Genomic DNA, 21107 nt, shown 5'->3' on the forward strand with positions numbered 1-21107 from the left:
CAGCTTTTCACCCTTTAGTTCAATTCTATGGAAGGCGGCTGTCCCCCTCCATTATTGTAATAATCCGGGACGTCCCCAATCACGGTTTTGATATCTACCGGAATGCTTGCTGAAACAGTTGTGCTTTTGCTGGAAAACGGAATGATGACCCTCAAATTTACCTTTACATCAATGTTGATTTTAATCAGCGCATTGTTGATGCCATATGGTTCTGCCGTTGTTTTGGAATCGGTCAGGGCATGGCCGATCATTTCAAACCGGACCGGGATTTTCGGGCCGGTTCCCCCAAGAAGGACATTCCCTGTCGTTTGGCCGAGCGGAATTTCATAAATAAAATCCTGATTTTCAGTATTCAGCTCCGGTATATTCAAGGATTCAAGCTTTCCCTTTTCAGCTAAAAGGAGATTGCGCTGAAGGTGATCGGTAAAACCGGCCAGCATTCTCCGGACACCTCCTGAATCCAGATCAATCAATTTCCCCTCTTTATCTACGCTCGCCGTTACAAGCTTGCTCGTATCCCCTTCTTCTTCAAGCTGTTTTTTGAGGGCATCATTTATAATGAGTGATGCAATTTTTTGAGTTTCTGTTTCTGCAATGCTCATCAGGACAGGCTCAATTTCTTTGTTGACAAGATAAAGCCCCGCTGCGGTTGTGAAGATAAAAAAGATGAACGATAACAAAAGGACATAGCGAAATGGCATGGGTCCTTTTTTCGGGAGACGTCTTTGAAATTTTGCCAAAAAAATACCCCCTTCCCATGCTATATGTATGCATGGAACAGGGGATGTACGATAGGAATTTTCAAACCATCAGCAGCAGGGCATCTTTTCCGGTCATGCCTGGATGAATGCCGTACTTTTCTGCCTCCAGCGTAACTGATTCAAGCGGGGCGTTCAGAAGCTGATCGATTGAGCGGACACCTACTGCCCTTCCGGCAATGATCCCTCTTTCCTTCAGTTTCTCATTGAACAGATTGATATCCACCGCTCCGCACGCAATATACCCTTTCTCGCTGGAAATGGCCATAAAATCCGTTTTCGGAAGCTTAACTGTCACAGCTGTAAACATGCAGCCGGAAATAACGACAGGTGAGATCGTAACCACTTCGCCACACTCCTCTCCCTTTTCAATGTATGAGGAAAGTGCGGCGCTTAGTATGAAATTGGCTTCATAGGGCTGCCGGAAGCTAATGCCCATTCCAGAAGGTCTCTCAAAAACTCCGGCATAAAATATTCCTTTGATGGAGATTGGCCGATGACCGGATACAGGGGACCGAGCGTGAACATGTCCACGGTTGCAATAACATATTCCCTTTCCGGATCCACCGGTTCTCCATTGATTGTAACGGACGATACGTGTTTTTTTCCGTCAGCCATCCTTTTCTGTTTGACCTCTATGCCCTCGTACACCATTTTTCCCATGACTGCCCCGCGAAAGCCAAGTCCCTTCAGCTTCAGCTGTTCCATCTCTTCAGTAGAAGCCTGGCGGATGACCTCGAGCAGCTGGTCCCCTTTTAACCTTACCTTGCACGGATTGATAGGATGCGGGCAGATTCTGTGAAGATCCTTTTTCGTTACCGGCCCTTTTTTCAAGGAATCCAGCAGCATACCCGCATTCACCATCGCCGCTTCTCCTCCACACCATTCATGAAGGGCACGGACCAGAAATGCTGAAAAATCAGAGTCCTCAAACCACTTGATCTCCAGGTCGTCAGGCAGCTCTGCAATGGGATGAGAAAGAATCGTGTCACTTTCCTCCAGATGCTTATTCAGCTTCTTCTCGTATGTCATGCTTTTTTCAGCAGATTCCATCGGGATAACGGAAGCGGTCAGCTTCGTTGCCTTTCTTGCCTTCTCGTCATATTGAACCTCTACATAGCCTGTATATGCTCCGTATTTCCCCGCTCCGCACAAGAGGGAGCTGTTCATCCATTTTCCTGTTTCCAGTACATGATGGGTATGGGCTCCTAAGATCAGGTCCAATTCCGGAAATTCCTCTGCCAGCCTTTCATCATCGTAAATCCCGAGATGAGACAGGATTATCAGGAAGTCGGATTGTGCGGCGGCTGCCGGAATGGTTTCTTTCAGGCTTTCAAAGGGATCTTGTATCAGCCAGCCCAGCTTTTCGTAAAACGGGGTGTAGCTGACTGTCACTCCGACCAGGCCGATTCTGAAACCGTCCGGCAGGGTCCGAATGGTATAAGGCTTTGCCCACTCCGGTCTTTCACCGTTCCGATAATATAAATTGGACAAAATGACCGGAAACTCAGCTTCTTTATATAAGTCGTCAAGCGCTTGATACGGAAGAGTAATGCCTTCATTATTTCCAATCGTTGCTGCATCAAAGTGGAGTTCATTCAATAACTGAACATTTTTCTTCCCGTAGGACGCTTCACTGATTGGATGGAACCGGTCTATATGGTCTCCAATATCAAATAAAAAGCTCGGCTCTCCCTCATCAGCATGCTTCTGTCTGCCATTCTCAACGAAGCGGGCAATTTGGGGCCACATCTCAAAATGGCTGTGAAGATCATTGATATGATAGATGTGAAATTTCTTCATGATTTGTCCTCTCCTATTAAACAAGCCCTTGATAAACCAGGCGGATTCCTATTATCACCAGAACAACTCTTAAGAGGATGATGATCGTCTTGCTTTCCAGGCGGTTGTTGATGTAAGCCCCAAGCTTTCCTCCGGCATAAGCCCCCGGAATTAAAGCGAGTGCATACAGCCACTCCACATGGCCCATAAATGCATGAATCCCTGAGCTCGTCACAGAGGACAGGAAAATGATAAACATGGATGTGCCGACTGCCACATGCGGAGGAAAAAGAAACAGGAGAACCATGACAGGAACCATCAGCGCCCCCCCGCCAATGCCGAAAAGACCTCCTAAAAACCCGACTGCAAAAGCAGTCAGAATGCCTGCAGCGGGATGATAGGAATACTCGAATTTTTTGCCTGCGGGATCGATGTATACTCCTGTGATCCCCCGTCCTCCTTTAGCTGAAGCAGCTGGTGCCGTCCTTCCTTTCAGCATCAGAACAAAGGCCATGGCAATCATAAAGAGCCCGAACCAGATGGAAAAGGAATCATCGGTAAACGTTCTGCTTACCCAGGCTCCTGCAAGGCTTCCCGGCCCGCTTCCGATAAAAAGAATCCAGCCGCTTTTGTAATCCACTCTTTTGTACTTCATATAGGCAAGGGTTGAAGACAGCCCTGTAAAAATTAAGACAAACAAAGACGTCCCTACAGCATCCTGAGGTGTTACGGACGATGGTAAAAAATCCGATAAAAAAAGGAGCGCCGGCACGATGATGATGCCTCCTCCGAGTCCCACAAGGCTTCCTAGCGTTCCGGCAGCGAGTCCAAGTACAAGCAATACAATCCATTCCATTCCTTATTCCTTCTCTCTAAGCTAGTCAAAGTCAAGCAAACTCATTTGCCTTGACGCCAGACCCTCGTATTTGATCCCTAATAGATCAATCATTTCCAGTGCATTCTCTGCCGCATCTCCGCCTGAATTATTGTTAAAAAGGGCAATGACTTCACCGGAGTTTTCCTCCAGACCCTTCAATTTGTCCGCCCATTCTTCGAGCTCCGCTTTGCTGTATTTATACAGGTAGCGGACTTCTCTCCATTCCTCTCCGGAACCTGTTTTATTCCAGCCATGGACATTGCGGCCGTGGAAGCGGACGAGAGTCTTTGCGGGATCAGCCGTCTCAAGAATGGCCGGGATTGATCCAGTGCCTGCCTGCGGTTCATCGCAAATACTGTGGATCCACGCCTCTTCCCGCATAAAGGCCATAGTCCGCTCCCGGACCCCGGCAGCAAACCATGTTTGATTCCTGAATTCAAGCGCACATGGCAGTCCTTCCATCTGTCTTTTGCACCACCGGAGATAATCAACATTCTCTTTCCTGCAATCAAACCACGGCGGAAACTGGAAGAGAACCATCGACATCTTCTCTTTTTCAATCAGAGGCCTCAGTGAAACCTTAAACGCCTCAAACATCTCACTCTTTGTTTCAAAGGGAATTTCTCCCCGTTCATGACCGGTCATTCCCTGATATGCTTTTACAACGAACTGAAAGCCCGGCGGTGTTTCCTCCGCCCATTTCCGCATATTCCGCTCAGGCTGAACCGCATAAAAACTCGCATCAATCTCGACAGCAGGAAAATACGCACTGTATTCCTTCAGCTTATCAGATGGCTTCATTCCATGCGGATAAAGAAAATCATGGTCGCCCCACCCCGTTACTCCAATCCGGATCATCGCTTCTCCTCCCGACCTTGCACCATTCTACCCGTATTATAGCAAACGAATCCGCAATCAAAAAATATGAGATTCCAGCACGAGCTGCCATGTTATACTAAGGCAATAGGAGGATGAATATGAAAAAACACCTGATTGTATCAGATATTCTCTTTTATCTCGTACTGCCATATGTCATCTGGGAATACGGGAAAGCCCCGCTCGGCGACTACTGGGCCATGCTGCTTTCCACAGTCCCCGGAATCCTTTATACCGTCTATCGCTTTTTTGCCGAAAGACAGTTCAATGTCACAGGACTGTTCATTATGGCTTCACTTAGTATAAACACGATTATTGACCTGCTTTCCCAGAACGCAGAACGGATGCAGCAAAACAACGTCTGGGTTTCTGTAGGCTTCGGCCTGTTCTGGCTTGCCACGATCTTAATTAAAAAACCGTTCGGATTATATTTAATGGCTGACATCGCCTACCTCCAGGGACAAAAGCGCGAAGACAGCCTGAAGCTGTACAAGCAGCCGAAACTGCTGCCGATGTTTTATCTCGTCAGCTTTGTATTCGCCATGCAAAACCTCATTAGTGCCGGACTCCGCGCCTTTCTGCTCGGTAAATACGGCATCGCCCAATACGACAAAATCCTATTCTTCATGAAAATCTACGGTTGGGTATTCACCGTGGTCATCATGGTGACCTTCGTATTTGTCGGAATGAGAATCAGCGAAGCGACCCCGGATGACGGGGATGACCGAAATCAGTCTTTGGTTTGATGAGTGCTGTGCGTGAAGCTGAGGTGGAGACTGGGATGAGGACCGGAGTTGAGTAAGGGCTGGGATCTGGACCGGGGCTGAAATGGAGTGCGGACTAGGATTTGGACCGCGGCTGAATTGTGTGCGGAGTGGGACTGGTACTGGGATTCAGGCTGGGACTGATTTGAGTGCGGAATGGGACTGGATCGGGGCTGAAATTGAGTGCGGAATGAGTCTGGGCCTGCAGTTGAATGGGGAAGCTGCTTTGCAAGTGGAAGTGTGGACGCTTTTGAACTATGGGTGCTGTTTTCGGACTAAGTGCTCGGACTGGATGCTTAAATGAAGTGCCGCGGGTAGTGAATCTTGTCGAAAAATCGATATCCAGGGATTTTCGCCGATATATTATGATTTTCGCTGATATATTGTTATTTTCGTCGATATATCAAGATTTTCGCTGATATATTGTTTTTTTCGCCGATATAATTTTATGATGGGTTTTTAACCGGTCACAGTCATGGTTTTTCCCATATATCCAGCATGTATCAAGGTAATTTGCACTCTATCCTGCCCTTCAACTGATAAAAACCTGCCCGATTGGCAGGTTTTTTTAGTTTTCCGGCTTGTTTTTGGCTCCCCATTCGCACAGATCCTCTAAAACCGGCAGCAAAGTTTCCGCTTTTTCGGTAAGACGGTATTCAACTTTAGGAGGAATTTGAGGATATTCCTTGCGGTGAACGAGACCATCCGCTTCCAGCTCTTTCAACTGCGAGCTTAATGTTTTATAGGTAATGGCTCCGATCTGCCGTTTTAAATCATTGAACCGGACAGTTTCGTTTTCAGCCAGCAGATAGATGATGACCATTTTCCATTTGCCGCCGATCAGTGATAACGTGTAGCCGAACGGCGTATCCTGAATCTGCCTGACTTTGCCTTTGTATTCGGTCATTCCCATTGCCATCACTATCCTTTTCGGTAGTATCTATCCGTAAAGTGCGTACTTTTCTTTATTTTCGTTCAGTGTAAGCTAGACGTAACGGAATGTAAAGGAGAGAGGAAAATGACTAAAACGATCAGAATGCTCATGCCGCAATGGCAGGGCGGAAACAACCCCCATTATTCATTCGGAGCAGAGCTGCTTGCGTGGCTTGCACCTGAAAGTAATCACCCAATGATTGAAGTTCCCGTTCAACCTTACAGCGGCACTCCGCTCACTAATGAAAACGGAGTGTACGGGAGAAAACAGCTGCTGGAGCAAGTAAAGTCTGCCCGGCATCTTATTGATGCCCATCAGCCGGACCGGATTGTCATGTTCGGCGGGGACTGTTTAGTGGAGCAGGCACCTTTTGCCTACTTGAATGAACGATACGGCGGAGAGCTCGGCTTAATCTGGATTGATGCCCATTCTGACATAATGAAAATTCCCGGGTATGATTACGGTCATACGCTTCCACTCGGTAATCTTCTTGGAGAGGGCGATGAGGAGTTTGCAGCGCATGTACCCGTTCCTCTAAAACCGGAAAACGTCTTTATTGCAGGCCTGGCTGCGTCTACAAAAGAGGAAGGAGAGGTTATAGCCGGAACGCTCGCAAAAATGGGCATCGATATACCGGATGATTCAGAGATCCTGAACAGACTTGCCATTAAGACCGCGGGAGCCGCAGAATTGGCAAACAGCCTTGAATCCGTTAAAACGTGGATTAAACAAGCCGGGATCCAGCATCTGGCCATCCACCTTGATCTGGATGTGCTCGATTCCGCTTCCTTTCGCTCTCTCCTCTTCGCCAATCCGGAAAGCCCGTATCTTGTATCACCAAAGGGTACCATGCAAATTTCCCGCCTGCTTGAATTGATGGATTTATTATCGGCGGAAACGAATGTCGTTGGCTTAGGAATCACTGAGCACATGCCTTGGGATGCGATTAACATGAAAAATATGCTTGAGAGGTTTCCGATCCTGGCAAAATAACTTTTACCGATTAGACGGCCAGGATCCTTGGAGTTTCCGTGTTTGAATGATTTGGCCGGTATGGTAGGCTTCATGAAGCATTTGGTCAAGCAGCTTTTTTTCAAGGGCATTTCGGCTGAGGTTTTCTTCCGGCATCGCTGTTAAAAGCTCTCTTAATTCAGCGTGGGCATGTTCTGCCCGGCTCTTCACTTTCGTCCACTCCTTCTCATCACTCGAAGGCTCGGTTAAGTGAAAATTCTCATCACCGCTGAGATGGCGGGTCCAAACTCTGCCTTCTATACCGGCAGCTAGCCTTTCTTTATAGTAAATCAGATGGTTGAGGGTTTCCCAGATGCTATGTGCAGATTCACCAGCCGGCCTCCAGCTGGCCTGCGCTGGAGTTAAGCCTTCAAGAGCGTCTTTCAGCGGTGCGTACCAGTTTTCCTGATCATACGTCGAATCCAGTAATTCAATCAGTCGTTCATTTCGCTGCATTGTCATCTCCTCCTTGAAGCAACTATTCGGCAGCTCTGCTTCTATCCCTTTAAAAAAACCCGCCAATACGGCGGGTTTTTCACTTTATTCCTGATATGGGTTCACTGCATAATTCCTGCTGAAGGCCCCAAGTCCGTCAAAGTAAGCATCCGTCAGGGCAGCAGGATCAAGCGCCATCGCGCCTCTTCCCGGGCTGTCATCTGAGTCATCCCAGCCCCAAGGTGCATTCGCGGCGTTGTCTTTCCCATTATCCCCCGCAAAAGTTCCGAAAGAAGCATACGTTTCGCTATTATTCCTGCGATCCCACAGGCCATCCGGTTCCATTACAGAAATCAGCTTATAAGCCGCATTTCTGCCGTTCCCGCTGGAAGGAACGCTGCCTTCCCCTGCCGGTTTGTATATGACCCCATCTCCGCCGGGAAATTCTTTTCCGTCCCACGCTTTCAGACCATGTCCTTTCGCTTCCTGGAAGGTCGCCGGTCTGCCATCTGTCATTTGAATTGTCCCATCAATGTTTTCTTCACCGTCTGTCAGCGGGCTGCCGGCAGGAGTATACGAGTAAAAATGATTATGGAACACCGTGACCATGCCTTCGAGGCTGCCAGATGGACTGCCATCCTTTCTGACAATCATCATCGCACCTTCCAAATCATTTTCATGAGTATCCAGCACGAAATCAGGATAGTCTGTCCAATCACGCGGATGGTAGAAGCTGTAGATGACGAACCAGTGCGTTTCCGTTTCCGAGACAGAATAATAAGCGCTTCCCTTTAGTTTTCTTAGATCCTGGCTCTGATTCTCCCAATTGTTGCGCATGTTCCAGTCTCCGTCAAAATTGGCAGCAGTCAGATAGTCCGCATCATAATCCGTACTGTCCGTGTCCTGGTAATGGACGGGTGCCCACTTGGATGCGAGGTCCAGTTCGGATGCGCTCGCATTTCCTAATGGAGGAAACGCAGCCATAAGCGAAATAAGTATAGCTCCAGCGGTTTTCTTCACGGTTAATCTCCTCCTGATCTGGTCTCCTTTTAACCATAGCAAGCGATTGTTAAGGAAGGATTACAGATTTTTGAAGGTTGGAAATTGAGCCAATAGACATGGGGAAGGGTAGTCAGCAATCCTGCAAGTAACTCTTCTATACACACCCGCTCCGGTCTTCTTTAAGACTCAAGTCCTCTGCTTTACCCTAAATTAAGTATATGATTATCCTTCGAAAGCATCTTCATCCCAGCTATTTTGCAGCTTACGGATAAAAATGATCTGTCCGATGTGATAAGCATTATGTGTTGCAGCATTTCCAAGTATCTCCCACCATTGCGCCGATACAGGGAACCCTTTTACTTCGCTCTCAACCTTCTCTTCGGACAATAGTTCCTGTTAGATGCAGAAGCTATTGAAAAAATTCGAATAAAAAAACATAGGGATCATATATTCTCCCTATGTTGTCATACGTATTAGTTATCTGTTTTTTTGCTTCTTTTCCAAATACTCCGCACGTAGTTTTTCAAGTTGTTTCTTTTTATCAAATTTGGCAGACGTTTGTTTTTCATGAAACTTTGTCACAGCTGCCTGACCTTTGGAATCCAATTGATATTTTCCCACTTTGTTCACCTACTTTTTTTATCTTTAAGATCCGTTAAACTTGGCTGTTGATTGCAGCTAGCAGGCGCTCGCTTTCTACGTCTCATTTGTCCCGCTGCTCTTAGCACGGAGTCTTACGCCTTCCGCTCCAATCAGCAGGTGTCAAAAAATGAACACCACGCTTAAATATAGCCTATCTTTAAAGAGAATCTGTTCAATAAGTATAATATACCTTATTTTACTGAAGTAAACCTTATTACTTTATTAGTTTCAACTAACTTTGCATTTATCAGTAAAAACTTTAGAAATTATCTATTTATGGTTATTATTCCTCCTTATATAAGATTTTACAACTCCTTTTATTAAGGCTCTGTCGAATTGGGCTGTTGATTGCAGCTAGCAGGTGTTCGTTTTCGGAGGGCTGGCGGTTAGCCTCCTCGTGGCTTCGCCACTGCGGGGTCTCACCTGTCCCGCTGCTCTTAGCAGGGCGTCTTACGCCTTCCGCTTTAATCAACAATTGGCAAAAAATGAACACCATGCTTTAACATAGCCACTTAAGAAGACACTAACTTTCGAGTTGGGCAAAGTTGGCATGACACCCATTTACACACAAAAAAGCCTCGGTATATTGCTGATATACCGAGGCTTTTTATCATTTATCCGATGGAACCTTCCATCTCAAACTTGATCAGGCGGTTCATTTCTACGGCGTATTCCATTGGAAGTTCTTTTGTGAATGGCTCGATGAAGCCCATTACGATCATTTCGGTTGCTTCTTCTTCAGAGATTCCGCGGCTCATGAGATAGAACAGCTGCTCTTCGGATACTTTTGAAACTTTCGCTTCGTGCTCCAATGAGATGTTGTCGTTGAGAATCTCATTGTAAGGGATCGTATCGGAAGTGGATTTGTTATCCATGATCAGCGTATCGCACTCGATATTGGAGCGGGCTCCTTCCGCTTTGCGTCCGAAGTGGACGATTCCGCGGTACGTTACTTTTCCGCCTTGCTTGGAAATGGACTTCGACACGATGGTGGAAGACGTATTCGGTGCAAGGTGGATCATTTTCGCTCCTGCATCCTGGTGCTGGCCTTTTCCTGCCAGGGCAATGGAAAGCGTCATTCCGCGCGCGCCTTCACCTTTCAGGACAACAGCCGGGTATTTCATTGTCAGTTTGGAGCCGATGTTTCCGTCGATCCATTCCATTGTTGCCTGCTCTTCACAGACAGCACGCTTCGTAACGAGGTTGAACACGTTGTTCGCCCAGTTCTGGATCGTTGTATAACGGCAGTAGCCGCCTTTTTTAATTGCGATTTCCACAACGGCACTGTGAAGGGAGTTGGTTGTGTAAACCGGTGCTGTACAGCCTTCAACATAATGCACGTGCGCGCCTTCATCAACGATGATCAGCGTACGCTCGAACTGCCCCATGTTTTCGGAGTTGATGCGGAAGTACGCTTGAAGCGGCGTATCGACTTTTACTCCTTTAGGAACATAAATGAAGGATCCGCCGGACCATACTGCAGAGTTTAGGGCTGCGAACTTGTTGTCGGTCGGTGGAATGACTTTGCCCCAGTGCTCGCGGAAAAGATCTTCATTTTCACGCAATGCGCTGTCCGTATCCTTGAAGACGATTCCCATTTCTTCAAGGTCTTCCTTCATATTGTGGTAAACGACTTCGGATTCGTACTGGGCAGAAACACCGGCAAGGTATTTTTGCTCTGCTTCCGGAATACCAAGCTTGTCGAACGTGCGCTTGATTTCTTCCGGTACTTCATCCCATGAACGCTCGGACTTCTCAGAAGGTTTTACGTAATACGTAATTTCGTCAAAGTTCAGTGCGTTCAAATCTCCGCCCCATTGAGGCATTGGCATATTGTAAAAATGTTCAAGTGATTTCAAACGGAAGTCGAGCATCCATTGCGGCTCTTCCTTCATGCGCGAGATTTCTTCAACAATCTCTTTAGTCAAACCGCGCTTGGAACGGAAGATGGAGACGTCCTTGTCAGAAAAGCCATATTTGTAATCCCCGATATCAGGCATCTTTTTAGCCATCCGTCTTCACTCCTTCTTTAATAGTTTATATTTACTGTCACTGCTCTTGGCTGTGAACACCTTTTTCCATCGCTTTCCAGGACAACGTCGCACACTTGATGCGTGCAGGAAACTTGGAAACTCCTTGCAGAGCTTCGATATCCCCTAAGTCTATCGTATCATCGTATTCTTTTCCTTGCATCATATCTGAAAAGATTTCCGATAATTTAAGGGCTGTTTCTGTATCCTGGCCTTTGATTGCCTGGGTCATCATGGAGGCGGATGCCATGGAAATCGAGCATCCTTCCCCGTCAAACTTTGCGTCTGTTACTTTACCGTCTTCGATTTTCAGCGTCAAATGGATCCGGTCGCCGCAAGTCGGGTTGTTCATATCAATCGTCAGACTGTCTTCCAACGCTCCCTTGTTGCGCGGATTCTTATAATGATCCATGATCACCTGACGGTACAGAGTGTCCAGATTATTGTTAAAAGACATTTGTGAAGTACTCCTTCGTTTTGATTAGCCCGCTGACAAGCTGATCAACGTCTTCTTCCGTGTTGTACAGATAGAAGCTTGCCCTTGCTGTGGAGGATACATTCAGCCATTTCATCAGCGGCTGTGCACAGTGATGGCCGGCACGCACTGCAATACCCTCAGCATCCAATACGGTAGCTACATCATGCGGATGGACATCCTCAATGTTGAAGGTAACAAGTCCGGCTCTTTCCTTAGGACCGTAAATCGTCAAACCTTCCACTTCGGACATTTTTTCCATTGCATAGGCTGCAAGCTTATGCTCATGCTCCAGTATATTGTCAAGACCGACTTCCTCAAGGAAATCAATGGCTGCCCCGAGTCCGATCGCACCGGCAATAATCGGGGTCCCCGCCTCAAATTTCCACGGAAGCTCTTTCCAGGTTGACTCGTAAAGACCGACGAAATCGATCATTTCCCCGCCGAACTCAGCAGGCTCCATGTTCTCGAGAAGCGCCTTTTTCCCGTACAGAACACCGGTACCTGTCGGGCCGCACATTTTATGAGCGGAAAAAGCAAAGAAATCACAGTCCAGATCCTGGACGTCCACTTTCATATGCGGTGTGCTCTGGGCTCCGTCTACAGCCATAATGGCACCATTTTTATGAGCGATGGCAGCCAGTTCCTTAACTGGGTTGATGGATCCGAGCACATTTGAAACCTGCATTACGGAAACGATTTTTGTGTTTCCGGTAATGGTGTTTTCTGCATCCTCAAGTGAGATCGTTCCGTCTTCCTGGAGCGGAATGTATTTCAGCTGGGCGCCAGTTGCTTTTGCAGCCTGCTGCCACGGAATCACATTGGCATGATGCTCCATGTGTGTGATGACAATCTCATCTCCAGGCTTAAGATTGGCACGTGCGTAGCTTAGAGCTACTATATTAAGAGCTGTTGTCGCCCCTCTAGTGAAAATGACTTCCTCAGTGGAAGAGGCATTGATAAAGCGGCGGACTTTCTCGCGCGCGCCTTCATATCCGTCGGTTGCCTTCGTGCCAAGTGTATGAACGCCGCGGTGTACATTCGAATTGTACTCGCGGTAGTACTTGGATAGCGCATCTATAACAGCCAGCGGCTTCTGGGAAGTTGCCGCGCTGTCCAGATAAACAAGATCTTTTCCGTTTACCTTCTGGTCCAGAATCGGAAATTGTTTACGGATATAAGAAAAGTCCATTAGCGGACTTTCCTTTCAATTACCTCAACCAGCTGTTTTTTAACTCCTTCGATCGGCATTTTCCGGACAACCGGATCAAGGAATCCGAAAATAACAAGGCGTTCAGCATCTGCCTGTGAAATTCCTCTGCTCATCAAATAAAAGAGCTGAAGCGGATCCACGCGGCCTACAGATGCAGCATGGCCGGCAGTTACATCGTCTTCATCAATCAGCAGAATCGGGTTGGCGTCTCCGCGGGCTTTTTCACTAAGCATCAGGACACGTGATTCCTGCTCTGCATTTGATTTAGAAGCGCCATGTTCGATCTTTCCGATTCCGTTGAAAATGGATGAGGCGCTGTCTTTCATCACGCCGTGCTTCAGGATGTACCCTTCGGAGTTCTTGCCGAAGTGTACAACTTTTGTTGTGAAGTTCTGGGACTGTTGTCCGCGGCCAACAACAACTGATTTTGTATCTCCGAAAGAACCGTCGCCAATAAGGTTGGTCACGTTCTCTGATACCGTATTTCCATCGTTCATCATGCCGAGTGCCCATTCGATCCGTGCATCACGCCCTGCGATACCGCGGCGGTTCACGTATGCCGTTACGTTTTTGGAAAGATTGTCAACTGCTCCGTATGTGATGCGGGCATTTGAATTGGCAATGACCTCTGATACTGTATTGAATACCGCTTCCTCTTCTTTAAGGGAAATGTAGTTTTCAACGTAGGTAACAGAGCTGTTGTCTTCTGCGACTACAAGGACATGGTTGAAAGCAGCTTTTGCATCTTCATGTACAAATACAGCCTGAACCGGTGCCTGAAGCTCAACATTTTTCGGTACGTATACGAACACCCCGCCGTTAAGCAGTGCTGCATGCAGTGCTGTTAACTTGTGCTCATCCACCTTCACGCCGTCCTGCATGAAGTATTTTTGAACCAGGCTGCTGTGCTCTTTAGCCGCTGTAAAAATATCCGTTACGATGACTCCGTGCGCTTTCGCTTCTTCGGAAAGAGAAATATAAGCAGGAGTCTGATCACGCTGGATGTACAGCGTTTGGTCTGTGCTTTCTGTATCTACAAGAATTTTTACGGCCTCATCCAGATCATTCAGGGAAGCATAGCTTTCCGGCTCTGCTGAATGACCGGAGAATTCAGTGAAATTCCATTTGGTGATATTCGTTTTGTCCGGTTTCGGCATCGGAAGCTCTTCCGATTTCTCCATCGCCTGCAAGCGAAGGTCTTTCAGCCAATCCGGTTCGCCTTGCTTTTCGGAAAAGCCGGCTACATAATCTTTATCAAATTTGATTTGCGTTTCCAAATTGAGCCCTCCTAACGCTTACGCTTCTTGTCCGACAGTTTCGTCTTCGATACCCAGTTCTTCTTTAATCCACTCGTAGCCTTCTGATTCCAGACGCTGAGCAAGCTCCGGTCCGCCGGATTTAACAACTCGGCCCTGCATCATAACATGAACCTTGTCCGGTGTAATATAGTTAAGAAGGCGCTGATAGTGGGTGATAATCAGGCAGCCGAAGTTTTCGTTGCGCATTTGATTGATTCCTTTGGAAACCACTTTCAGGGCATCGATGTCAAGACCGGAGTCGATTTCATCAAGAATCGCAATTTTAGGCTGAATCATCATAAGCTGAAGAATTTCATTGCGCTTCTTTTCTCCGCCTGAGAAGCCTTCATTCAGGTAACGCTGTGCCATATCCGGATCCATTTCAAGGAACTCCATGTTTTCATCCATTTTGCGGATGAATTTCATCAATGAAATCTCCTGTCCTTCCTCACGGCGCGCATTGATGGATGAACGAAGGAAGTCAGCATTCGTTACGCCGCTGATTTCGCTTGGGTATTGCATCGCAAGGAAAAGTCCCGCGCGACCGCGCTCATCTACTTCCATTTCAAGAACGTCTTCCCCGTCGAATGTGATGCTTCCTTTAGTCACCTCATATTTAGGGTGGCCCATAATAGCAGAGGAAAGAGTGGATTTACCCGTTCCGTTCGGTCCCATGATGGCATGGAACTCTCCGCTTTTAATTTCAAGATTAACACCTTTTAAAATCTCTTTACCATCGATCTCAACGTGTAAATCCTTAATTGTTAAAGTTGAACCTGACATGATACTACCTCCAGTGATACGGATTTTATGAGTAAAGATCAGCTCTCAGCCTGAGAAATGTGCCTGTTTTCCGCAAAAAATCCTGCAGAATCAGCTGCAGGCTCCACTTTGGCCTTTGCTTTTCTTTCCTTGTTACATAAACAAATCATTCTCATTTTATTCTCATTCTAATTTTATAACAAATGAAATCTGAATACAACCGTTACACAGATACCGCGGGTGGATCCGGCAGGGCCATGAACCCTTATCATACCATTAAACAGATGGAATACAAAAACAGGAAAAAAGGACCGTTCCCATAACGGTCCTCTCTCAAGCCTTCATAATTTACGAATGTGCCTGGCGCTGATGTTCAGCCACCATCCGCTGACTCTCTTTGTAGTCTCTTTCACGTTCCTGTTCAACCTTCAGACGATTATCCAGCTTGCTGCCATACTCTGCATAACTCATTCCATGGGCTTGCTGCATTGCTTTTTCCATTTCGGCCGTATGCTCAAGTTCCAGCTTCTGCTGCGTAAGAATAATGAATCATCCTTTCAGTTTTATCAACAGATTTAATGATACCAAACTGCTGACTTCGTTCCAAATTGACTGAGTGCCTGAATATTGCTCTTATCTATCACTTAGCCGGATATGCCGTTCGTTAAACATTTAGATGCAGTTTTCCTTCAAATCGCTCCGTATAACTGCGTTTAATGTTTTATAAAAGAATGGGATAACCATGCGGGAATGAGCCGTCTGCATCCTTCGTTAAGACTCAGCCATAAATAAAAAACACCATCCAGACTGTGCTGAAGGTGTTTTCGAACCGGTTATTGTTTGAGCTGGTTAAGCTCTGTCATGCATTCCTGGACGAGGGTTACAGCCTGGCTCATTGCTGCTCCGCCTCCAAATGCTGCCGTTACACCTACTGCTTCAAGGATTTCCTGTTCAGAGGCGCCCTGGTCAAGGCAGCCTTTCGTATGGTAGATAATACAGTATTCATCTTGGGAATACAGGCTGATTCCAAGAGCGATCAGCTGCTTTTCCTTTTGGGAAAGCTCTCCTTCTTGAAAACAGGCTTCAGTAAATGCATTGAATTGATGGGCAAACTCCGGCATCTTTTGTGTAAATGCACCCAACCCCATTTTGTATTGATGCAGCGCAGCTTCTGTAGAGTTTCGCGGCTCCATATGTTCCATTCCTGTCCACTCCTATTCCGTAAAGGTCGGAATTAGTATGCCACCAGTAAAAGCAGCCATGCACCCCGTGCTGCTTTTTCGTTTTATTTCTTGGCATAATAAATAAAGAGCCCCACTGTTTCTTCCAGCAGGGCTCTATGTTCATTATTTATCTACAGGTACGACAGCACCTTCATATTTTTCTTCAATAAACTTCTGGATTTCTTCAGAATGCAGAACTTCCACAAGTGCCTTGATTTCTTTTTTCTCTTCATCCCCTTTATTTACTGCAATGATGTTTACATATGGTGACTCTGCCCCTTCAAGAGCGATGGCATCCTTCTGAGGATTTAACCCGGCATCGATGGCATAGTTCGTATTGATGAGAACGGCATCGCCTTCATCATTGTTGTAGATTTGCGGAAGAAGACTCGCTTCTACATCCGCTTTGAACTTGATCTCTTTTTTATTTTCTGCGATGTCTTCAACAGTAGCTTTCGTTTTGTCTGCGCCTTCTTTCAGCTTGATCAGCCCTTCGCTTTCAAGCATAGTTAAAATCCGGCCGTGGTCAGCTACCGAGTTGCTCATAATGATTGTTGCACCTTGAGGCAGTTCTTCAAGGGATTTGTACTTCTTGGAATAAACGCCGATCGGCTCGATGTGAATGCCGCCAGCATTGGCAAACTCATAATCATTTTCAGCGATTTGGGATTCGAAATATGGAATATGCTGGAAATAGTTTGCGTCCAGTTCTTTATCAGCGAGTGTTTTGTTCGGAAGGATGTAATCCTGGAACGTTTTAACCTCAAGATCTACGCCCTTTTCTTTCAGAAGAGGCTTCGCTTCTTCCAAAATCTCAGCATGCGGTACGTTGGAAGCTCCTACGACGATTTTGCTGCTGTCTTCTCCGCTGCCTGAATTCCCGCCTGCTCCGCAAGCAGATAGTGCAAATGCAGATACGGCAAATAGTGTGCTTACTACTAATTTTTTCATTTCTTTTCCCCCTAGCGTTTGTCTATTCTTCTTGTTATAAAATCTCCAATAAATTGGAGGATGAACACGATAATCAATATGAGAACAGTAGCCGTTAACGTTACCTGGCTGTTGCTCCGCTGGAATCCTTCAAGATAAGCGAGATTTCCAAGTCCACCCGCTCCAATGACACCCGCCATCGCAGAGTAGCCGACCAATGCAATCGCCGTAACCGTGATTCCCGAGGCGAGAGCGGGCATGGATTCAGGCAGCAGGACTTTCCATATAATCGTCCCCGTTGAAGCACCCATGGATCTTGCTGCTTCAATCACACCTTTGTCGATTTCCCTTAAACCGATTTCCACCATCCGTGCATAGAATGGGGCTGCTCCGATAATCAGGGCAGGAAGTGCGGCATTGGCACCGAGCATGGAACCGACCAGCGCTTTTGTAAACGGAATGAGCAAGATGATCAGGATGATGAAAGGAATAGACCGGAACACATTCACGAATGCGGATGTGATCCCGTTGACGAGCCGGTTTTCCCAAATGTTCCCCTTTGACGTCAGGAACAGAAGCAGGCCGAGGGCAATACCCAGTATAAAAGTGGCCAGAACGGATACCCCGGTCATGTAAAGTGTTTCAGATGCGGCCAGCCAAACATTATCCCAGTTCACTTCAGGAAGTAATTGTTCAAGCATTTGCCACCACCTCCACTTCTACATGATTGTCTGTGAGAAATTGCAGGGCCCGGTCCATTTCCGTATCTTCCCCGTCAATGTAGAGAAACAATGCCCCGTATGCGCCGCTTTGTGTCTGTGAAATCTTTCCCTGAAGGATGTTCACCTTTACATCGTAATTTTTAATCAGGCTCGTTACGACCGGCTGCTCTGTCGCATCGCCGACGAAGGTGAGCTGCACGATTCTGCCGGAAGGATAGGAATCGATAAGATGAGCGATGGTTTCTTTCGTCTCCTCCGGTTCTGTTACTTGCTGCACAAAGCGCTTCGTAATCGGAGCCTTCGGTTTCCTGAAGACGTCCAGCACTTCTCCCTCTTCAACAACTTTTCCATCCTCCATCACGGCAACCTTATGGCAGATCTTCCGGATGACGTGCATTTCATGGGTGATCAATACAATCGTCAGACCCAGGCGCTGATTGATGTCGACAAGCAGCTCAAGAATTGAATCTGTTGTCTGCGGATCGAGTGCGGAAGTCGCTTCATCACAAAGGAGAACCTTTGGGTTATTGGCGAGCGCCCTGGCAATTCCAACCCTTTGCTTTTGCCCTCCGCTTAGCTGAGAGGGATACGCGTGTTCCCTTCCTTCCAGACCGACCAGGCGAATCAGCTCTTTCACCCGCTCTTTCCTTTTGGAAACAGGAATTCCGGCAATTTCTAGCGGAAATGCGATATTTTCGCTGACTGTTCTTGACCAGAGAAGGTTAAAGTGCTGGAAGATCATGCTAATCTCCTGCCGTGCTTTTCTCAGTTTGCTGCCTTTAATTTCACCGATCCGGTTTCCTGCCACCTCTACACTGCCGGCAGTCGGGGTCTCCAAACCGTTTAATAGTCTGATTAACGAGCTTTTGCCCGCACCGCTGTAGCCGATGATCCCGAAAATTTCACCCTTTTGCACTTCCAGGTTCACTTTATCTACAGCTGTAATGCTGCCGGATTTCACAGAGTATACTTTGGACACGTCTTTTAATGTAATCATGCATTCACCTTCTTTCAGTCATGGATCTGAAATTCGCAATAAAAAATGCCTTTCTGCAAACGAGCAGAAAGGCATAATCATTCAGGATACCTTTCTCTCATCTTTCAAAACGCTCAAGCGTTTTGAGTGAATTGGCACCATTTCAGTCATCTGACTGACGGTTGCCGGGCTTCATCGGGCACGTCCCTCCACCTCTCTAAATAAGAGAACAATCTATTATTCAATTGGAATGGTTTAAAATTTTTAAAAATTTCAGATCTGAAAGTGATTTTATCATGACGGTTTTTACGTGTCAACAAAAATTACCCCTGCCCTGAAGTCTGTTCGATCCTTCTTCCTGTAGCACCATAAATGGCATCTCCCAGATCCTCAAGCAGATCCTCAATATGCTCAATTCCTACAGAAAGCCGGATTAAATCCTCTGAAACCCCTGCACTGGCAAGCTCTTCTGCCCCAAGCTGCTGATGGGTCGTACTGGCAGGATGGATAATCAGGCTTTTTGCATCCCCTACATTCGCCACATGCGACCATAACTTCACCTGATTGATCAGCGCCTTTCCTTCTTCTAAACCACCGTCAATCCCAAAAACGATCACCGCCCCAGCACCTTTTGGGAGATATTTTTCAGCAAGTGACTTTGAAGGATGCCCGTCAAGCTCAGGGTAGAGCACCCACTTCACTGCCGGATGCTGCTGCAGGTACTCTGCTGTCTTTCTCGTATTGGCAATATGTTCTTTCATACGGACATGCAGCGTCTCCAGGCCTAGTGTAAATTGAAAGGCACTGTTCGGACTAAGCGCCGGCCCAAGGTCCCTCAGCAGCTGGACACGGGCTTTCACGATATATGCAAGCTCTCCAAGTGCCTCTGCATAAACGATGTTATGGTAGCTTGGATCCGGTGTAACAAAGGAAGGAAATTTCCCGGTGGACCAGTCAAACTTGCCCCCATCCACGATTATTCCTCCAAGAGTGGTTCCATTTCCAAGAAGCCACTTTGTTGCAGAATGAACCACGATATCCGCTCCATATTCAATCGGCTTGCACAAATAAGGCGTTGCAAAAGTGTTATCAACTATAAGGGGAATCCCCGCTTCATGTGCAATATCGGCAACGGCCGTTACATCAAGCACATTTAAGCTCGGGTTTCCGATGATTTCACCAAAAACAGCTTTTGTCTTTTGGGTGATCGCCTTGCGGATGTTTTCAGGGTCGGATGCATCGGCGAAGATTGTTTTTATGCCGTATTTAGGAAGCGTTACAGCAAAAAGATTGTAGGTTCCCCCGTATAGATTGGATGCCGCAACAATCTCATCCCCGGCTTCCGCGATGTTGAGGATAGCGAGTGTAATCGCAGCCATTCCACTCGATACCGCAAGTGCACCGGCAGCGCCTTCCAGCTGTGCAACTCTCTCTTCCAGTACGGTTACTGTCGGGTTGTGAATTCTTGAATAAATGTAGCCCGGTTCCTTCAGCGCAAAGAGATCAGAAGCATGATCCGTATCTTTAAACAAATAGGCATTGGACTGATAAATCGGAACAGCACGCGCTCCAGTAACCGTATCCTTGACTAGTCCCCCATGCACTGCCAGTGTTTCCTGTCTGAAACCCTTCTCTCCCATTTCCATTCCTCCTTGTCATAATAAAAACCTCTTCCGCAGAAGAGGCTCGCATCCGTTCGACTCATCTGCCAGAAGATTCTCTTCTGCTGGATTTAGCACCGTATCCATTGACCGGTTGCTGCATCTTCCTTGGGCCAGACCCCTCCGATGCTCTCGATAAGATTATTGAATTTTCTATATATTAACTCTTTTGAGCGGTTTTTGCAAACAAAAGCTTTACCTTATTTCCCGAGAAATATAGGGAAATTCCGGGGATTTTGAAAATTAGCTTTTAAAACCAGCTCAGCTCCCGCAGTTTCTGCTTAAGGTGTTTGCTTCGAAATGGGAGCATGTTGGCTTCACCTGTCCCGCTTCTCTTTAGCCTGAAGTTTTTCTTTCGCCTTTCGCTCCATTCTTCAGGTGTTAAAGCAGCGAACGATAGCCCAAAAAATAAAAACGCCGCTTTAGGCGCCGTCTTTTACGATCAAATGATAGAGAAATTCTACTGACTGAAAGGCATATTGTTTTGTTTTCAGCTGCCCATTTTTGAACACCAGCAAGCATGGGACACTTTCCACTTCCCATTCTTCAGCAAAGCCGGGCAGATAATTAAGGTCCGCTTTATAAAAAGAAACATCCGGCAGGGTTTCATCTACAACTTCAAGCATTCTTTTCGCAAGCTGGCATGTTCCGCAAAATGGCGTGTAAAGGTAGAGAATAAATGTCTCCTGCTCCATTAATGCGGGAAGCTGTTCTTTCTTTATTTCAATCATATTAA

Annotated in this window: 23 protein-coding genes, 1 pseudogene and 2 riboswitches; of the genes and pseudogenes, 2 read left to right on the forward strand and 22 right to left on the reverse strand. The window is 46.8% G+C overall.

Annotation, left to right across the window (positions count from 1 at the left end):
* Nucleotides 1–14: 14 nt before the first annotated feature.
* The 5 genes from yunB to GKZ89_RS10725 all read right to left on the reverse strand — a co-directional run bounded on the left by yunB (nucleotide 15) and on the right by GKZ89_RS10725 (nucleotide 4275).
* Complete coding sequence (gene yunB / locus GKZ89_RS10705) at nucleotides 15–740, reverse strand: sporulation protein YunB (RefSeq protein WP_155112396.1); 726 nt, start codon at nucleotides 738–740, stop codon at nucleotides 15–17.
* 61 nt (nucleotides 741–801) lie between these two features.
* Nucleotides 802–1068 (reverse strand): YunC family protein, encoded by a 267-nt coding sequence (locus GKZ89_RS10710; protein WP_241680220.1) that lies wholly within the window; start codon nucleotides 1066–1068, stop codon nucleotides 802–804.
* A gap of 83 nt (nucleotides 1069–1151) precedes the next feature.
* Nucleotides 1152–2564, reverse strand: coding sequence for a 5'-nucleotidase C-terminal domain-containing protein (locus tag GKZ89_RS10715; protein ID WP_162356743.1), 1413 nt, complete (start codon nucleotides 2562–2564; stop codon nucleotides 1152–1154).
* A 13-nt stretch (nucleotides 2565–2577) separates the two neighbouring features.
* Nucleotides 2578–3396 (reverse strand): sulfite exporter TauE/SafE family protein, encoded by an 819-nt coding sequence (locus GKZ89_RS10720; RefSeq protein WP_155112399.1) that lies wholly within the window; start codon nucleotides 3394–3396, stop codon nucleotides 2578–2580.
* 21 nt (nucleotides 3397–3417) lie between these two features.
* On the reverse strand, nucleotides 3418–4275 hold the full coding sequence (locus tag GKZ89_RS10725; RefSeq protein WP_155112400.1) for a DUF72 domain-containing protein: 858 nt from the start codon (nucleotides 4273–4275) through the stop codon (nucleotides 3418–3420).
* Nucleotides 4276–4394: 119 nt separating this feature from the next.
* On the opposite strand from GKZ89_RS10725, the gene GKZ89_RS10730 reads away from it, so the two are divergent.
* Nucleotides 4395–5039 carry a VC0807 family protein gene (locus GKZ89_RS10730; RefSeq protein WP_155112401.1) on the forward strand — a complete coding sequence of 215 codons (645 nt, stop codon included), beginning with the start codon at nucleotides 4395–4397 and terminating at the stop codon, nucleotides 5037–5039.
* A gap of 586 nt (nucleotides 5040–5625) precedes the next feature.
* Here the strand turns inward: GKZ89_RS10730 and GKZ89_RS10735 are convergent.
* Nucleotides 5626–5970: a winged helix-turn-helix transcriptional regulator gene (locus tag GKZ89_RS10735; RefSeq protein WP_155112478.1), complete on the reverse strand. Its 345-nt coding sequence runs from the start codon at nucleotides 5968–5970 to the stop codon at nucleotides 5626–5628.
* Nucleotides 5971–6075: 105 nt separating this feature from the next.
* Between GKZ89_RS10735 and GKZ89_RS10740 the strand changes: the two genes are divergently transcribed.
* On the forward strand, nucleotides 6076–6984 hold the full coding sequence (locus tag GKZ89_RS10740; RefSeq protein ID WP_155112402.1) for an arginase family protein: 909 nt from the start codon (nucleotides 6076–6078) through the stop codon (nucleotides 6982–6984).
* A gap of 3 nt (nucleotides 6985–6987) precedes the next feature.
* Here the strand turns inward: GKZ89_RS10740 and GKZ89_RS10745 are convergent, their stop codons facing one another.
* From GKZ89_RS10745 to GKZ89_RS10815, 16 genes and pseudogenes are all read right to left on the reverse strand, one after another.
* Nucleotides 6988–7458, reverse strand: a complete 471-nt coding sequence (locus GKZ89_RS10745) for a DinB family protein (protein ID WP_155112403.1) — start codon at nucleotides 7456–7458, stop codon at nucleotides 6988–6990.
* A gap of 84 nt (nucleotides 7459–7542) precedes the next feature.
* Nucleotides 7543–8457, reverse strand: coding sequence for a hypothetical protein (locus GKZ89_RS10750; RefSeq protein WP_155112404.1), 915 nt, complete (start codon nucleotides 8455–8457; stop codon nucleotides 7543–7545).
* A 204-nt stretch (nucleotides 8458–8661) separates the two neighbouring features.
* A pseudogene (locus GKZ89_RS10755) lies at nucleotides 8662–8835 on the reverse strand (DinB family protein); the annotation flags it as partial.
* An 81-nt stretch (nucleotides 8836–8916) separates the two neighbouring features.
* Entirely contained in the window at nucleotides 8917–9060 is a 144-nt protein-coding gene (locus GKZ89_RS20985) for a hypothetical protein (protein ID WP_155112405.1), read from the reverse strand.
* A gap of 635 nt (nucleotides 9061–9695) precedes the next feature.
* Entirely contained in the window at nucleotides 9696–11093 is a 1398-nt protein-coding gene (gene sufB / locus GKZ89_RS10765; RefSeq protein WP_155112406.1) for a Fe-S cluster assembly protein SufB, read from the reverse strand.
* A gap of 37 nt (nucleotides 11094–11130) precedes the next feature.
* On the reverse strand, nucleotides 11131–11568 hold the full coding sequence (gene sufU / locus GKZ89_RS10770; RefSeq protein WP_155112407.1) for a Fe-S cluster assembly sulfur transfer protein SufU: 438 nt from the start codon (nucleotides 11566–11568) through the stop codon (nucleotides 11131–11133).
* A complete protein-coding gene (locus GKZ89_RS10775; RefSeq protein WP_155112408.1) occupies nucleotides 11558–12778 on the reverse strand; it encodes a cysteine desulfurase in 1221 nt (406 codons plus the stop codon). Before GKZ89_RS10775 ends, sufU begins: the two co-directional genes overlap by 11 nt.
* Nucleotides 12778–14076: a Fe-S cluster assembly protein SufD gene (gene sufD / locus GKZ89_RS10780; RefSeq protein WP_155112409.1), complete on the reverse strand. Its 1299-nt coding sequence runs from the start codon at nucleotides 14074–14076 to the stop codon at nucleotides 12778–12780. The genes GKZ89_RS10775 and sufD overlap by 1 nt, the downstream gene beginning before the upstream one ends.
* Nucleotides 14077–14094: 18 nt before the next feature.
* Nucleotides 14095–14880 (reverse strand): Fe-S cluster assembly ATPase SufC, encoded by a 786-nt coding sequence (sufC, locus tag GKZ89_RS10785; protein ID WP_155112410.1) that lies wholly within the window; start codon nucleotides 14878–14880, stop codon nucleotides 14095–14097.
* A 327-nt stretch (nucleotides 14881–15207) separates the two neighbouring features.
* On the reverse strand, nucleotides 15208–15360 hold the full coding sequence (locus tag GKZ89_RS20990) for a YuzK family famiily protein (RefSeq protein ID WP_164502881.1): 153 nt from the start codon (nucleotides 15358–15360) through the stop codon (nucleotides 15208–15210).
* Nucleotides 15361–15692: 332 nt separating this feature from the next.
* Nucleotides 15693–16061, reverse strand: coding sequence for a carboxymuconolactone decarboxylase family protein (locus tag GKZ89_RS10790; RefSeq protein WP_155112411.1), 369 nt, complete (start codon nucleotides 16059–16061; stop codon nucleotides 15693–15695).
* A gap of 144 nt (nucleotides 16062–16205) precedes the next feature.
* Nucleotides 16206–17033, reverse strand: coding sequence for a MetQ/NlpA family ABC transporter substrate-binding protein (locus GKZ89_RS10795; RefSeq protein WP_155112412.1), 828 nt, complete (start codon nucleotides 17031–17033; stop codon nucleotides 16206–16208).
* An 11-nt stretch (nucleotides 17034–17044) separates the two neighbouring features.
* Entirely contained in the window at nucleotides 17045–17713 is a 669-nt protein-coding gene (locus GKZ89_RS10800) for a methionine ABC transporter permease (protein WP_155112413.1), read from the reverse strand.
* Nucleotides 17706–18731, reverse strand: coding sequence for a methionine ABC transporter ATP-binding protein (locus tag GKZ89_RS10805; RefSeq protein ID WP_155112414.1), 1026 nt, complete (start codon nucleotides 18729–18731; stop codon nucleotides 17706–17708). The genes GKZ89_RS10800 and GKZ89_RS10805 overlap by 8 nt, the downstream gene beginning before the upstream one ends.
* Before the next feature lie 94 nt (nucleotides 18732–18825).
* Nucleotides 18826–18938, reverse strand: a riboswitch (SAM riboswitch).
* Between the two features lie 95 nt (nucleotides 18939–19033).
* A complete protein-coding gene (locus GKZ89_RS10810) occupies nucleotides 19034–20350 on the reverse strand; it encodes an O-acetylhomoserine aminocarboxypropyltransferase/cysteine synthase family protein (protein WP_430697138.1) in 1317 nt (438 codons plus the stop codon).
* 58 nt (nucleotides 20351–20408) lie between these two features.
* Nucleotides 20409–20513: riboswitch (SAM riboswitch) on the reverse strand.
* A 280-nt stretch (nucleotides 20514–20793) separates the two neighbouring features.
* Complete coding sequence (locus GKZ89_RS10815; RefSeq protein ID WP_155112416.1) at nucleotides 20794–21102, reverse strand: thioredoxin family protein; 309 nt, start codon at nucleotides 21100–21102, stop codon at nucleotides 20794–20796.
* Nucleotides 21103–21107: the final 5 nt, after the last annotated feature.

This window comes from Metabacillus mangrovi (assembly GCF_009711125.1).
Classification (GTDB): domain Bacteria; phylum Bacillota; class Bacilli; order Bacillales; family Bacillaceae; genus Metabacillus_B; species Metabacillus_B mangrovi.